Genomic DNA, 14,234 nt, shown 5'->3' with positions numbered 1-14,234 from the left:
GGGCAGGACGGCACCACGTCGGGGAAGGACGCGAAGAAGATCCTGCCGGCGTACGTGGCGACCAACGTGGTGAAGCCGGACGTCCCCGCCAAGAACGGCTCGGCCATCGGCTTCACCGGCAAGCTGGATCTCTCCACCCTCAAGACCTCGGTCCCGAAGCAGCTCGGCAAGGGCGGCAAGGTCACCGTCATGGCGCCGTTCTGGGGCTCGCCGCCGAAGCAGAGCAACGCCTACTACACGGCGATGAACGACCTGATCGGCGTCGACGTCGTCTGGCAGAACCAGGACGGCAACACCTACGACCAGAAGCTCGGCGCGGTCCTCGCCTCCAGCGACGTCCCGGACGTGGTGGTCGTGCCCGGGTGGAACATGGGCGGCAAGATACCCAGCGCCATCATCAGCAAGTTCGCCGACCTCGGCCCCTACCTGTCCGGGGACAAGGTCAAGGAGTACCCGAACCTCGCGGCGATCCCGACCGACGCCTGGCGGCGCTCCATCTTCGGCGGCAAGCTGCGGGGCCTGCCGATGCCGGCGCCGTCCGCCCCCTCCATGGTGCCCCTGTACCGGCAGGACATCTTCGAGAAGGAGGGCTACGAAGTCCCGAAGTCCTGCGACGAGTTCATGGCCCTGGCCAAGGAGATCACCAACGCCAAGGCCAAGCGGTGGGCCTGCCTGGACATGAAGTGGACCGCCTTCCAGGCCTTCGGTGTGCTCTCGGGCAGCGAGAAGCCGCTCGGCTGGAACCTCGTCGACGGCAAGCTGGTCTACCGCATCGAGACCGAGGAGTTCCTCGAAGCGCTGGAGTGGTCCCGCAAGCTCTTCGCCGCCGGGGTCGTCCACCCCGACTCCAAGATGGGCAAGAACGCCCCCGACCCGGGTCCCAAGTTCGCGGCGGGTGAGTTCCTGATCTACCCCAACAACATCTCCCAGTGGTGGAGCCGCACCGCTGAGCAGGCCACCCAGAACCCGGACTTCAAGATCTGGGGCATGGACGTCTGGGGCCATGACGGCGGCGACCCCATCCTGTGGGCCGATCAGCCCGCCGGCATCTTCGCCTTCATCAGCAAGAAGGCCTCCGAGTCGGTCATCCGAGACGTGCTGGCCGTCGCCAACGTCACCGCGGCGCCGTACGGCACCAAGGAATACATGATGACCAACTACGGCGTCGAAGGCACTCACTACACCGTCAAGGACGGCGTCCCCGTCAAGTCCGACAAGGGCAACAACGAGGTGTTGAACGCCTACGTCATGGTCGCGAGCCCTGCCGCGACCATCGCGCACCCCGACTTCCCCGAGGTCGCCAAGGGCCAGGTCGAGTGGCAGCAGCGGATGGGCGCCTTCGCCAAGAAGTCCTCCTTCTGGGGCATGCAGATCACCGAGCCCGCCCGGTACACCAACCTCTCCAACGACTTCGAGCAACTCGAGGACGACATCGTCCGCGGCCGGAAGAAGATCAGCGACATGCAGCAGGCCGTCTCCGACTGGAAGAGCAAGGGCGGCGACAAGCTGCGCGACTGGTACCAGAAGCTTCTCGACGAGAACGGCTCGGCGGCGAGCTGATCAGGCTCTGAGGCAAGGAGAACTGCCGTGTCCCACAGCACGGTGCCTCGGACCAGCACCGAGGCCGGAACGCCCGAGAAGACCCCGGTGGCGTCCGGTGACGCCACCGGTGCCCGGGAGAAGCCACCTGCGGGCAAGCTGAGCTTCCGGCACAGGTTCCGACGCGATCGCGTCCTGGTCCTCATGACGCTGCCGACCGTCCTGCTGGTGCTGGTCTTCAACTACCTGCCCATCCTCGGCAACGTCGTCGCCTTCCAGGAGTACGACCCCTACATCAGCGACAACGGCATCATCTCCATGCTGAACAGCCCCTTCGTGGGCCTGGAGAACTTCCAGCGGATCTTCGAGGACTCGGCCTTCTGGAACGCCGTCGAGAACACGCTGGTGCTGTTCTTCGTCCAGCTCGTGCTGTTCTTCCCGATCCCGATCCTGCTCGCGCTGCTCATCAACAGCGTGGTCCGGCCCCGCGTGCGGGCCGTCGCGCAGGCGGTGCTCTACCTGCCGCACTTCTTCTCGTGGGTGCTGGTCATCGCCGTCTTCCAGCAGATGTTCGGCGGCGCGGGGATGCTCTCCCAGCTGCTGCGGGAGAACGGGTACGACGGCCTGGACATCATGACCAACCCGGGCACCTTCCCGTTCCTGCTCACCGCGGAGAGCGTGTGGAAGGACGCCGGGTGGGGGATCATCGTCTTCCTCGCCGCCCTGGCGTCGGTCAGCCCGGACCACTACGAGGCCGCCGCGATGGACGGCGCCGGACGCTGGCGCCGCATGTGGCACGTCACGCTGCCCGCCCTGCGGCCGGTGATCGCGCTCCTGCTCGTGCTGCGCGTCGGCGACGCCCTGACCGTGGGGTTCGAGCAGATCCTGCTGCAACGCGATGCCGTCGGACCGGGGGCGGGAGAGGTCCTCGACACCTTCGTGTGGTGGAACGGCGTGCGCAACCAGGACTTCGGCTACGCGGCCGCCGCCGGTCTCATCAAGGGCGTGGTCAGCATCGGCCTGGTCCTCGCCGCGAACAAGGTGGCCCATCTCATGGGCGAGCAGGGGGTGTACAAGAAGTGACCGCCGTCATCGATAAACCGGCGAACAAGCCGCGCCCGTGGGCCGCCCCGCCCCGCCCCGCGTGGGAGGAGGAGCCTTCCAGGGCCGGCCTCGCGGGCAAGGGCATCGCCCTGTCGTTCGCCTGCCTGGCGATCCTCTTCCCACTGTGGATCGTGATCGTCACCAGCCTCTCCTCGCGGAAGACCATCGACGAGGCGGGCGGCCTGGTGCTGGTGCCCAAGGGCATCACCTTCATCGCGTACCGGGAACTGCTCAGTGGCGGCCAGGTCACCCGCGCCGCGATCATCAGCGTCCTCGTCACCCTGGTCGGCACGCTGTTCTCCATGGCGGTGTCCGTGCTGTGCGCCTACGGTCTCTCCCGCAGCGGAACCCTCGGCCACCGCTGGATCCTGATGACGCTGCTGGCGACCATGTTCTTCAGCGCCGGCCTCATCCCCACGTACCTGCTCGTGCAGTCCCTCGGCCTGATGGACAGCTATCTCGCGCTGATCCTGCCGAGCGCGATCAGCGTCTTCAACATCCTGGTGCTGCGCGGCTTCTTCATGGGGATCTCGCAGGAACTCATCGACAGCGCACGCATCGACGGTGCCGGAGACTTCCGCATCCTCCGGCAGATCGTCATGCCGCTGTCACGGGCCGTCCTCGCGGTGATCACGCTGTTCTACGCCGTCGGGTATTGGAGTGCCTGGTTCAACGCGTCGCTCTACCTGAACGACCAGGACATGATGCCGCTGCAGAACGTCATGATCCAGCTCGTGCAGAAGCAGGAGGCGCCGGTCGGTCTGGGCCAGGCCATCAAGACCGGTCAGCTGTCGGGGCTCGCCGTGCAGATGGCTGTGATGGTGATGGCTCTCCTGCCCGTCGCCGTCCTGTCCCCCTTCGTCCAGCGGCACTTCAAGAAGGGCATGCTCACAGGCGCCGTGAAGGGCTGACCGTAGCGCTGCCGGTTGTTCGTCGTCCGGGGCTGCTTCGTGGCTTGTCGCGTAGTTCCCCGCGCCCCGGAGGGCACCCACTTCCCCCCTCTTTGCATGAACGAGGTATGTCATGAGCACGTTTCAACTCAGCAGACGTTCCGTGCTGGCCGGGACCGCGGTCGCCGCCGCGGTCGTCTCCCTGCCACTGACACAGGGGCGCGCACAAGCCACCGCCACCCCCGCGAAGAACGGGTACCGCTGGCGCAACGCCGTCCAGGGCGGCACCGGGTTCATCACCGGCGTCCTCTTCCACCCCTCCGTCAAGGGGCTCGCCTACCTCCGCACCGACATCGGCGGCGCCTACCGCTGGGACGACCGGAGGGACCGGTGGATCCCGCTGACCGACCACATCGGCTGGGACGACTGGAACCTGCTCGGCGTGGAGGCCATGGCCGTCGACCCGGCGCATCCGAACCGGGTGTACCTCTCCCTCGGCACGTACGCGCAGTCCTGGGCGGGCAACGGGGCCGTGCTGCGCTCGGAGGACCGCGGCGCGACCTGGCAGCGCACCGACCTCACCGTGAAGCTCGGCGCCAACGAGGACGGGCGCGGCTGCGGTGAGCGACTCCTCGTCGACCCGCGGGACAGCGACACCCTGTGGCTCGGCACCCGGCACGACGGGCTGCTCAAGTCGACCGACCGGGGCGCCACCTGGCAGGCCGCCGCCTTCCCGGCCACCCCCGGCGCCACCGGCCAGGGCATCACGCTCCTGGTCGCCGCCGGCCGCAGCGTCTACGCCGGCTGGGGCGACTCCGACGGCACCTCCGCGAACCTCTACCGCACCACCGACGGCACCACATGGGAAGCCGTGCCGGGGCAGCCGGCCGGCACCGCCGCCAAGGTGCCGATCCGGGCCGCGTACGACCGGCACACGCGCGAGCTGTATGTGACGTACGCCAACGCCCCCGGCCCGAACGGCCAGTCCGACGGCAGCGTGCACAGGCTGCGCACCACGAGCGGGAAGTGGACCGATGTCACGCCCGTGAAGCCGGGCGGCACGACGGCCGACGGCTCCGCCGACTCCTTCGGCTACGGCGGTGTCGCCGTCGACGCCCGCCGGCCGGGCACGCTCGTCGTCTCCACCAACAACCGCTGGGCCGACATCGACACCGTCTTCCGCTCCACCGACGGTGGCCGCACCTGGACGTCCCTGAAGGCCAAGGCCGTCTTCGACGTGTCCGAGACGCCCTACCTCAAGTGGGGCGGGGACGAGCCCAAGTTCGGCTGGTGGATCCAGGCCGTCGCCCTCGACCCCTACGACTCCCGGCACGTCGTCTACGGCACCGGCGCCACCCTCTACGGCACCCGCGACCTCAAGCGCTGGGCCCCGCAGATCCGCGGTGTGGAGGAGGCGTCCATCCGTCAGCTGGTCTCGCCCCCGACCGGTCAGGCGCACCTGCTCAGCGGGTCCGGTGACATCGGCGTGATGTACCACGAGCGGCTCACCGCCTCCCCGTCGCGCGGCATGGCGTCGAACCCCGTGTTCGGCACGGCGACGGGCCTGTCGCTGGCCGCCGCGAAGCCGACGTACGTGGTCCGGTCCGGCTGGGGGGACAACGGCAACGGCGCCTTCTCGAACGACGGCGGCAAGACCTGGGCCCCCTTCAAGGCCCAGCCGGACGTCGCCAAGACCGCGCCCGGCCCGATCGCCACCAACGCCGACGGCAGCGTGCTGCTGTGGTCCTTCGGCACGGCCAACCCCGGCTACCGCTCGGCGGACAACGGCGCCGGCTGGTCGGAGGTCGTCTCCTTCCCGAAGGGTGCCGTCCCCGTCGCGGACCCCGTCGACCCGGCCCGCTTCTATGCCTTCGACACCACGACCGGCACGCTCCACGCCAGCACCGACGGCGGCCGGACCTTCACCGCGCGGGCCACGGGCCTGAACTCGGGGGACACCGAGTTCCAGCTGGCCGTCACGCCCGGGCGCTCCGGGCACCTGTGGCTGAGCCTCAAGTGGAACGGGCTGTACCGCTCCACCGACGGCGGCGCCACCTTCACCAAGGTCGGCAGCTGCTGGGCCTCGTACACCCTCGGCTTCGGCAAGGCCGCCAAGGGCGCTTCGTACCCGGCCGTCTACATGGTCGGCTCCACCGAGACCATCACCGCCGTGTACCGCTCCGACGACGAGGCGAAGAGCTGGACGCGGATCAACGACGACCGGCACCAGTGGGGCTGGACCGGCGCCGCCATCACCGGCGACCCGCGTGTATACGGCCGGGTCTACATCGCCACCAACGGCCGCGGCGTGCAGTACGGGGAGCCCGCCTGATGCCCGACCTGAGCGATGTGACCAGGGGGCGGCTGCTGTTCGGCGGCGACTACAACCCCGAGCAGTGGCCCGAGGAGACCTGGCACGAGGACGTCCGGCTGATGAAGGCCGCCCGCGTCAACTCGGTCACCCTCGGCGTCTTCTCCTGGTCGACGCTCGAACCGGAGCCGGGGGCACGGGAGTTCGGCCGGCTGGACACGCTGATGGACCTGATGCACGACAGCGGCATCGGCGTCGTCCTCGCCACGCCCACCTCCTCGCCCCCGCCCTGGATGGGCCGCCTGCACCCCGACACGCTGCCCGTCACCGAGGACGGCCGCACCGAGTGGTGGGGCGGCCGGCAGCACTTCTCACACTCCAGCGCCACCTACCGGCGCTACGCCGCCGCCATCACCGAGGACCTGGCCGCCCGCTACGGCGGTCACCCGGCCCTGACGATGTGGCACATCAACAACGAGTACTGCACCTACGACTACGGCGACGAGGCAGCCGCCGCCTTCCGCCGCTGGCTGCGCGAGAGGTACGGCACGCTCGACGCCCTCAACGAGGCTTGGGGCACCGCCTTCTGGAGCCAGGGCTACGACACCTGGGACGGCATCCTGCCGCCCCGCCTGCCGCACTACCTGCGCAACCCCGGCCAGGTGCTGGACTTCCGCCGCTTCACCTCCGACATGCTCCTGGAGTGTTACGCCGCAGAGCGCGACATCGTGCGCCGCCACACCCCGCACATCCCTGTCACCAGTAACTTCATGCCGCTGTGGTTCGGCCAGGACGCCTGGCGCTGGGCGGAGGAGGAGGACGTCGTCTCCGTCGACCTCTACCCCGACCCGCGCGACCCCCTCGGCGCCCAGAACGGCGCCCTGGTCCAGGACATGACCCGCTCCCAGGCGCGCGGGCCCTGGATGCTGATGGAGCAGGCGGCCGGGCCGGTCAACTGGCGGGGCGTGAACCACCCCAAGCCGCGCGGCCTCAACCGGCTCTGGTCCCTCCAGGCCGTGGCCCGGGGCGCCGACGCCGTCTGCTACTTCCAGTGGCGCCAGTCCCGGCAGGGCGCGGAGAAGTTCCACTCCGGCATGGTCAGCCACGCGGGGGAGGAGGGCCGCACCTACCAGGAGGTCAAGCGGCTCGGCGCCGACCTGGAGCGGATCGCGCCCGAGGTGACCGGCCGCCATCTCACCGCGCAGGTCGCCGTCCTGCACGACTGGCACGCCTGGTGGGCCGGCGCCCAGGACGGCCGCCTGTCCAGCCGGGTGGAGTACCCGGACGTCCTGCGCGCCTGGCACCGGGCCCTGTGGCAGGCGCACCTCACCACCGACTTCGCCCACCCCGAGCACGACCTGACGCCGTACGCGCTGGTCGTCGTGCCGCAGCTGTACGCCCTCACCGACGCGGCGGTCGACAACCTCCTCGCCTACGCAGAGCAGGGCGGCACCCTCGTCTGCGGGTTCCAGACCGGCGTCGCCGACGAGGACGACCGGGTCCGCCCCGGCGGCATGGACGCCCGGCTGCGCGAGCTGTTCGGCATCCGCACGCTGCACGAGTGGTGGCCGCTGGACGAGGGGGAGACCGTCGCCTGCGAGGGCTTCAGCGGCACGCTGTGGTCCGAGGAACTGGAAGGAGACGGCACCGCCGAGGAGAGCGTCCCCTACAAGGGCGGCGAACTCGACGGACTGCCCGCCGTCCTGCGCAAGGGCCGGGCCTGGTACGTCTCCACGCTCCCCGAGCCGGAGGCGCTGCGCGGGCTGCTGGCCTCGATCGCCGGCGGCGTGGGCGTCCGGCCGGTGCTCGACGGGCTCCCCGAGCAGGTCGAGGCCGTACGCCGGGGCGAGGTGCTGTTCGTGCTCAACCACGGCCGCGAGACGGTGACCGTCGAGGTTCCCGGCACCCACCGTGACCTGCTGACCGGTACGGACGTCACCGACCGGGTCACCCTCGGCCGCTACGAGGCGGCGGTGCTGCGGCCATGACCGTCTCAGCCCCCGTCCACGGCACCTGGGAGCCGCACCCGGCCGCCCGCTGGGAGGACGCCTTCCTCAGCGGCAACGGCCGGCACGGCGCCCTGGTGTCCGGCGACCCGCACGCCGAGCGGGTCGTCGTCACGCACCACACCCTGGTACGGCCGAACGGCCGGGACCCCCGGCCCCCGCAGCTGGCCCACGACCTGCCCGGGCTCCAGGACCGCCTCCTGGCGGGCGACACGAGAGCCGCCGAGGACTTCACGGACGGCCGCCCGCTCCAGTGGGTGCAGCCCTTCCACCCCGCCTTCCAGGTCCGGCTGGGGCGGCCCGCCGACGCCTGCCACGACTACCGCCGGGACGTCGACTTCACCACCGGAGTGGTGAGCACGACCTGTGCCGGGTGGGCCGGCCGCGTCTTCGTCTCCCGCGCCGACGACGTGATCGTCCAGCAGGTCACCGGCCCCGGCCTCACTCTCGACATCGACCTGGACCCCCGGCTGCCCGGCGTCCCCGCCGCACTGGGCATCGGCCACGGAGCCGTCCTCACCCCCGAGGGCGCCCTGCTGAGTCTGCGCGCCCGCTACCCGGACAGCGACCTGGCCTGCACCGGCGTCACCCGGATCACCGTCAACGGCGGCACGTCGGCCCTCGTACCGCCGGGCGTGCACATCGAGGGCGCCCCGTCCGTGCTGCTCCTCACCCGGGTGCACCGGCACACCGGCGAACTGGACGTGGTCGCCGAGGGCCGCGCCCTGAGCGACCTGCCCACGGAGTACGACGAGCTCCTCGACCGCCACGTCGCCCTCCACCGCCCCGCCTACGAGCGCGTCACCCTCGACCTGGCCGCCGACCCCGCCGAACGGGCCCTGCCGGGATCGGAGCTGCTCCAGCAGCCCCGCAGCGCGGCCCTGCTGGAGAGGCTCTTCGCCGCCGGCCGCTACCACCTGCTGTCCTCCAGCGGCCTGTGCCCGCCCCGTCTGACAGGGCTGTGGACCGGCGACTGGGACACGGCCTGGTCGGGCGCGTTCACCAACGACGCCAACCTCGGCCTCCAGACCGCCTCGGCCGCCGCCGGCGCCCTCCCCGAGGTCACCGAGGCCCTGGCGAACCTGATCCACCGCCAGCTCCCCGACTGGCGCGACAACGCCCACGCGATCTTCGGCACCCGGGGCGCCGTCGCCCCCGCCCACACCGACGGCGAGTCCGGCCACTCCTACCACTACAACCGCGAGTACCCGCTGCACCTGTGGACCGCCGGCGCCGACTGGCTGCTCAAGCCGCTCGCCGACCACGACGAGACCCACGGCACCCGCGACCCCCGCACCGCCGCCGCCCTCGCCGAAGCCGCCCTGTTCTACGAGGACTTCCTGACCCGCACGGACGAGCACGGCCACCTCGTCGTCGTCCCCTCCTACTCACCCGAGAACCGGCCCGCCAACGCGAGCTGGGGCACCCTCAACGCGGCCATGGACCTCTCCGCGGCCCGCCACGCCCTGCGCACCGCGGCCGCCTACCACCCGGGCACCGCGGACGCCACCCGCTGGAACGCCCTCGCCGACCGCCTCCCACCGCACCGGATCAACGAGGACGGAGCCCTGGCCGAATGGGCCTGGCCCGGCCTCGCGGACTCCTACGACCACCGCCACCTCAGCCACCTCTACGGCGTCTGGCCGCTCGACGAGATCACCCCCTACGACACCCCCGAGCTCGCGGCCGCCGCCCACCGCGCCCTCGAACTGCGGGGCGCCGAGAACGACTCCGCGCACGGCCACCTCCACCACGCCCTCGTCGCGGCCCGGCTCCGGGACGCGGACCGCGTCGCCCACGCCCTCGGCCAGGTCCTGGACGGCGACTTCTTCCACGCCTCACTGATGAGCGCCCACTACCCGAAGCGCGACGTCTACAACGCCGACGCCGCGCACACCCTGCCCGCCGTGCTGATCGAGATGCTCGTCCAGTCGACCCCCGACCGGCTGGTCCTGCTGCCCGCGCCGCCCGCGGCGTACCCCGAAGGCGCCCTGCGCGGTGTGCGCACCCGGTTCGGGGCCGAACTCGACCTCACGTGGACGCGGGACGGTGCCACCGCCGTCATCAGACCCGGTCGCACCCACCGCGTCGAACTCCGCACTTCCTCCGGTGCAGAATCCCTCCACCTCGTCGCCGGAGAGGACCACGTCCTCACCCTGAGGACGTGGTAGTTCCCCCCATCCCCCCACCCCATGGAAGGGACACCATGGCATCACGCACGCTCGGCAGGGTCACCAAGGCCCTGCTGGCTCCCGCCCTGGCGCTCGGCGTCACCATCGGCCTCGCCTCCGCCCCCGCCTCGGCAGCCGTCTGGAACTCCTGCGGCCAGTGGGCCAACACGAGCCTGAACGGCTACACCCTCTACAACAACATCTGGGGCGGCGGCGCCGGCGCCCAGTGCATCTGGGCCAACTCCGGCACCAACTGGGGTGTCAACGCCAACCACCCCAACACCGGCGGCATCAAGTCCTACCCGAACCAGACGAAGGCGATCAACAAGTCGATCACCTCGCTGGGCTCGCTCTCCAGCAGCTACAACGTCAGCGTCCCGTCGTCCGGCGCGTACAACACGTCGTACGACATCTGGGACACGGACCACGACTACGAGATCATGCTCTGGGTCAACAAGACCGGAGCCGTCGGCCCGATCGGCACCTCACAGGGCAGCGTCAGCCTCGGCGGCCACTCCTGGAACGTCTTCAAGGGCACCAACGGCGCCAACCAGGTGTTCTCGTTCATCCGCACCTCCAACTCCAGCTCCGGCACGGTGAACATCCTGCCGATCCTGAAGTGGATCAAGGACACCAAGCGCTGGATGGGCAACGAGACGATCGGTGACGTCCAGTTCGGCTTCGAGATCACCTCGTCGTCCGGCGGCCTGGACTTCCGCACCAACAGCATGTCCGTCAGCAGCAGCTGACGCCGGACCCGGGCCGGGGCCGGCCGCCGTCAAGGGCGGTCGACCTCGGCCCGCAGCGCGTCGTACTCCGCGAACGCCGACTCGACTTCCGCGCGGGTCAGGCCGTAGCGGGACAGGTCGTAGCTGTGCTTGCGGGTGCCCTTCGGGCGGGCGACGGCCGCGGGGAGCCGGGCCGCGTCGGCCTCGGTCCACCGGGCGCCGACAGCGGCGTAGAGCTTCGGGGCGCCGGTGGCGGGGTCCGAGCCCAGCCAGGAGTACGGGGCGTCCACCAGTTGCTGCGCGGGGATGGCGGCCCGGGCCGCGAGACCGCGCGTCATGGCCCGGCTCAGCAGCTCCAGCCAGGTGGCTCCGATGCCGGTCAGGTCGACGGGGCGGGTGCTGACGGCCATGCCGTGCTCGATCAGGGAGCAGAAGGACGCCACGACGGTCACCGGGTCGCGGTGACACCACACGATCGTGGCGTCGGGAAACACCGTCAGCAGCGCGTCCAGGTTCTCCAGGTGCATGGGGGACTTGAGCATCCAGCGCCGCCGCGGACGGCCGTACTGGAGCACCTGGTAGACCTGCCTGAGGTACCGGTAGTCGGCGGTGAAGTCCCGCGCGCAGTGCCAGGCCCGGTACTCCGGGATGCGCGCCTGGGAGAACGGCATCAGGGCGTGCGGCAGCGCGAACGTGCACTCCTCGGGGCCCTCGGCGGCCATCGCGTGGATGTCGCGGAAGCGCGGCGCGAACAGGTCCGTGCCCTGCACCATCCGGCGCCCGGCCGTGATCGCCCTGCGCCGCTGCCGGGGCGGCAACTCCAGGGCCGGGGCGAGCAGTTCCCACAGCAGAGGGCTGCGGTGCTCCTCGGAGAGCGACAGCACCGAGTGCGTGACGGTGGTCGCGGTGCGGGGCAGCCCCACGACGAACACCGGCTTCTCGATGGGCTCACGCTCGATCTCCGGGTGCTCGGCGATCAGCCGCCGTACCCGCGCCCGGTTGGCGAGTTGCCGCCTGACGTGCGACTGCGCGGCCTGCCAGCCGACCGGCGTGAGGTTCTCGGCCTTCGCCCACCAGCCCAGCAGGGCCCGGAAGCCGTCGACGAACTCCCGGTCTCCCGGAGCCTCCCCGGCCTCCACCACGAGTCGGTCGAAGATCCGGCCGGGGGCACGGCGGGAGCCGAAGGTGGGCCGCAGCAGCACATTGGCGAGGGTGAGGGCGAGCGGAGACGAGGACACGCGGGAAACCTACCCTCTCGAACTCGCTTTGAAGGGGCCGAAGTTGGCCGAATCAGCGAAAGGAGGTGGCCGGAAGACCTCCATCGCTCCGGCCACCCCCTCCGACGCGGCTACTCCGCTACGGGCAGCCGTGCCCCGTCCCGCAGGAACAGCGGGATGCGGTCCAGCGGGGCGTCGACCGTCACGGCCCGGCCGCCCTCGTACGTCTCACCCGTCCAGGCGTCCGTCCAGGACGCCCCCGCCGGCAGGTACGCCGTACGGGCGGTCGCGCCGGCCGTCAGCACCGGGGCGACCAGCAGGTCGGGGCCGAACAGGTAGGAGTCGTCGACCGACCAGGCCGCCTGGTCGTCCGGGAACTCCAGGAACAGCGGCCGCATCACCGGCAGGCCCTCCTCGTGGGCCGCCCGCATGACGTCCAGTACATACGGCTTCAGCCGCTCACGCAGCCGCAGGTACCGCTCCAGGATCGCCCCGGCCTCCTCGCCGTACGACCACACCTCGTTCGGGCCGCCGGTCATCTCCGGGCCCAGTGGCATGCCCGGGTCGCGGAAGCCGTGCAGCCGCATCAGCGGGGACAGCGCGCCGAACTGGAACCAGCGGACCATCACCTCCCGGTACGCCGGGTCGTCCGGGTCGCCGCCGTGGAAGCCGCCGATGTCGGTGTTCCACCACGGGATGCCCGACAGGGCCGTGTTGAGACCGGCGGCGATCTGGCGGCGCAGCGTCGGGAAGTCCGTGCCGATGTCACCGGACCACAGGGCGGCACCGTAACGCTGACTGCCCGCCCAGGCCGAGCGGTTGAGAGTGACGATCTCCTCCTCGCCGGTGGCCGCCAGGCCCTCGTAGAAGGTGCGGGCGTTCTCCGCCGGGTAGGCGTTGCCGACCTCCAGGCCCGGGCCCGCCCAGTAGCGCAGGTTCTCCTGGAAGCCGGGCTTCAGCTCCGGCTCGCAGGCGTCCAGCCAGAACGCCGTGATGCCGTACGGGTCGAGGTAGTTCTCCTTGACCTTCGACCACACGAACTCCCGGGCCTCCGGGTTGGTGGCGTCGTAGAAGGCCACCTGGACCGTGGACGCGACCTCCTTGTCCGGCCAGTCGGCGTGCGCCATCGGGCCGTACTGGGTGCCGATGAACCAGCCGCGCTGCTCCAGGACCGGGTGGTTCTCGCTCAGCGGCGACACCGACGGCCAGACGCTCACCACCAGCTTGATGCCGAGCTCCTCCAGCTCCCGCACCATCGCCGCCGGGTCCGGCCACTCCTTCGGGTCGAACTTCCAGTCGCCGAGGTGCGTCCAGTGGAAGAAGTCGCAGACGATCGCCGAGATGGGCAGCCCGCGCCGCTTGTACTCCCGGGCCACCTCCATCAGTTCGTCCTGGGTGCGGTAGCGCAGCTTGCACTGCCAGAAGCCCGCCGCCCACTCCGGCAGCATCGGGCTGCGGCCGGTCACCGCGCTGTAGCGGCGCTGGCCGCCGGCCGGGTCGCCCGCCGTGATCCAGTAGTCGATCTGCCGGGCCGAGTCGGCGACCCACCGGGTGCCGTTGTGCGCCAGCTCCACGCGGCCGATCGCCGGGTTGTTCCACAGCAGGGTGTAGCCGCGGCTGGAGCTGAGCACCGGGATGCCGACCTCGGCGTTGCGCTGGACCAGGTCCAGCACCAGGCCCTTCTGGTCCAGGCGCCCGTGCTGGTGCTGGCCGAGGCCGTACAGCTTCTCGTCGTCGTAGGCGGCGAAGCGCTGCTCCAGGCGGTGGTGGCCGTTGCCGACGGCCGTGTACAGGCGCGGGCCCGGCCACCAGAAGTGGGCGCGGTCCTCGGCGAGGATCTCGGCGGAGTCCTCCGTGCGCAGGAAGCGGATCTGACCCTCGGCGCTCACCTCGACGGTGAGCGCTCCGACGGTCAGCAGTCCCCGGCCGTCCTCGACCTTCACCGTGGCCGGCGTCGCGGGAGCCTCGTCGAGCAGGGCGCCCGGGAGTCCTTCGAGGACCGGGCCGCCGAGCCGGGCGCGCACCCGGACCGCGTCCGGACCCCACGGCTCGATCCGGAGGGTCTCCTGGCGGCCGCTCCACTCCAGCGCGCCGTCCCTCTCGCGGAAGGTGCCGACGGTGGGGGAGGACTGCGCCAGGCTCACCTGGGGCTGGGTTTCGGCAGGCTGATTCACGTGGCGGGCTCCTGTGCTCCTGGAGGAGTGCAGACGACAGTGTGCGGACACAGAGGTGTGCGGACATGGGGGTGCCCTGGGAGGAGGGCGGTGG

Annotated in this window: 9 protein-coding genes; 7 read left to right on the top strand and 2 right to left on the bottom strand. The window is 70.9% G+C overall.

The window, feature by feature from the left end; genetic code table 11:
* The 7 genes from C1J00_RS24310 to C1J00_RS24280 form a co-directional block, all read left to right on the top strand.
* Window positions 1-1,560: extracellular solute-binding protein (locus C1J00_RS24310; RefSeq protein WP_102911182.1), on the top strand; the 1,560-nt coding region annotated here is incomplete at its 5' end.
* A 27-nt stretch (window positions 1,561-1,587) separates the two neighbouring features.
* A complete protein-coding gene (locus tag C1J00_RS24305) occupies window positions 1,588-2,622 on the top strand; it encodes an ABC transporter permease (RefSeq protein WP_102911181.1) in 1,035 nt (344 codons plus the stop codon).
* Window positions 2,619-3,554 carry a carbohydrate ABC transporter permease gene (locus C1J00_RS24300; protein WP_102911180.1) on the top strand — a complete coding sequence of 312 codons (936 nt, stop codon included), beginning with the start codon at window positions 2,619-2,621 and terminating at the stop codon, window positions 3,552-3,554. The genes C1J00_RS24305 and C1J00_RS24300 overlap by 4 nt, the downstream gene beginning before the upstream one ends.
* Before the next feature lie 112 nt (window positions 3,555-3,666).
* Window positions 3,667-5,865 (top strand): sialidase family protein, encoded by a 2,199-nt coding sequence (locus C1J00_RS24295; RefSeq protein WP_102911179.1) that lies wholly within the window; start codon window positions 3,667-3,669, stop codon window positions 5,863-5,865.
* Complete coding sequence (locus C1J00_RS24290) at window positions 5,865-7,832, top strand: beta-galactosidase (RefSeq protein ID WP_102911178.1); 1,968 nt, start codon at window positions 5,865-5,867, stop codon at window positions 7,830-7,832. The genes C1J00_RS24295 and C1J00_RS24290 overlap by 1 nt, the downstream gene beginning before the upstream one ends.
* The gene (locus C1J00_RS24285) at window positions 7,829-10,021 is read left to right on the top strand and encodes a glycosyl hydrolase family 95 catalytic domain-containing protein (protein WP_102911177.1); all 2,193 of its coding nucleotides are present in this window, start codon (window positions 7,829-7,831) and stop codon (window positions 10,019-10,021) included. The genes C1J00_RS24290 and C1J00_RS24285 overlap by 4 nt, the downstream gene beginning before the upstream one ends.
* A gap of 35 nt (window positions 10,022-10,056) precedes the next feature.
* Window positions 10,057-10,770 carry a glycoside hydrolase family 12 protein gene (locus C1J00_RS24280; protein WP_102911176.1) on the top strand — a complete coding sequence of 238 codons (714 nt, stop codon included), beginning with the start codon at window positions 10,057-10,059 and terminating at the stop codon, window positions 10,768-10,770.
* Window positions 10,771-10,799: 29 nt separating this feature from the next.
* Here the strand turns inward: C1J00_RS24280 and C1J00_RS24275 are convergent, their stop codons facing one another.
* Entirely contained in the window at window positions 10,800-11,987 is a 1,188-nt protein-coding gene (locus C1J00_RS24275; protein ID WP_102911175.1) for a sulfotransferase family protein, read from the bottom strand.
* Between the two features lie 110 nt (window positions 11,988-12,097).
* Complete coding sequence (locus C1J00_RS24270; protein WP_102911174.1) at window positions 12,098-14,140, bottom strand: glycoside hydrolase family 31 protein; 2,043 nt, start codon at window positions 14,138-14,140, stop codon at window positions 12,098-12,100.
* Window positions 14,141-14,234 lie beyond the last annotated feature (94 nt).

Source organism: Streptomyces cahuitamycinicus (genome assembly GCF_002891435.1).
Taxonomy (GTDB): Bacteria; Actinomycetota; Actinomycetes; order Streptomycetales; family Streptomycetaceae; genus Streptomyces; species Streptomyces cahuitamycinicus.
The sequence above is the reverse complement of the archived record's forward strand: the minus strand, read 5'-3'. Positions and strand labels throughout refer to the sequence as shown.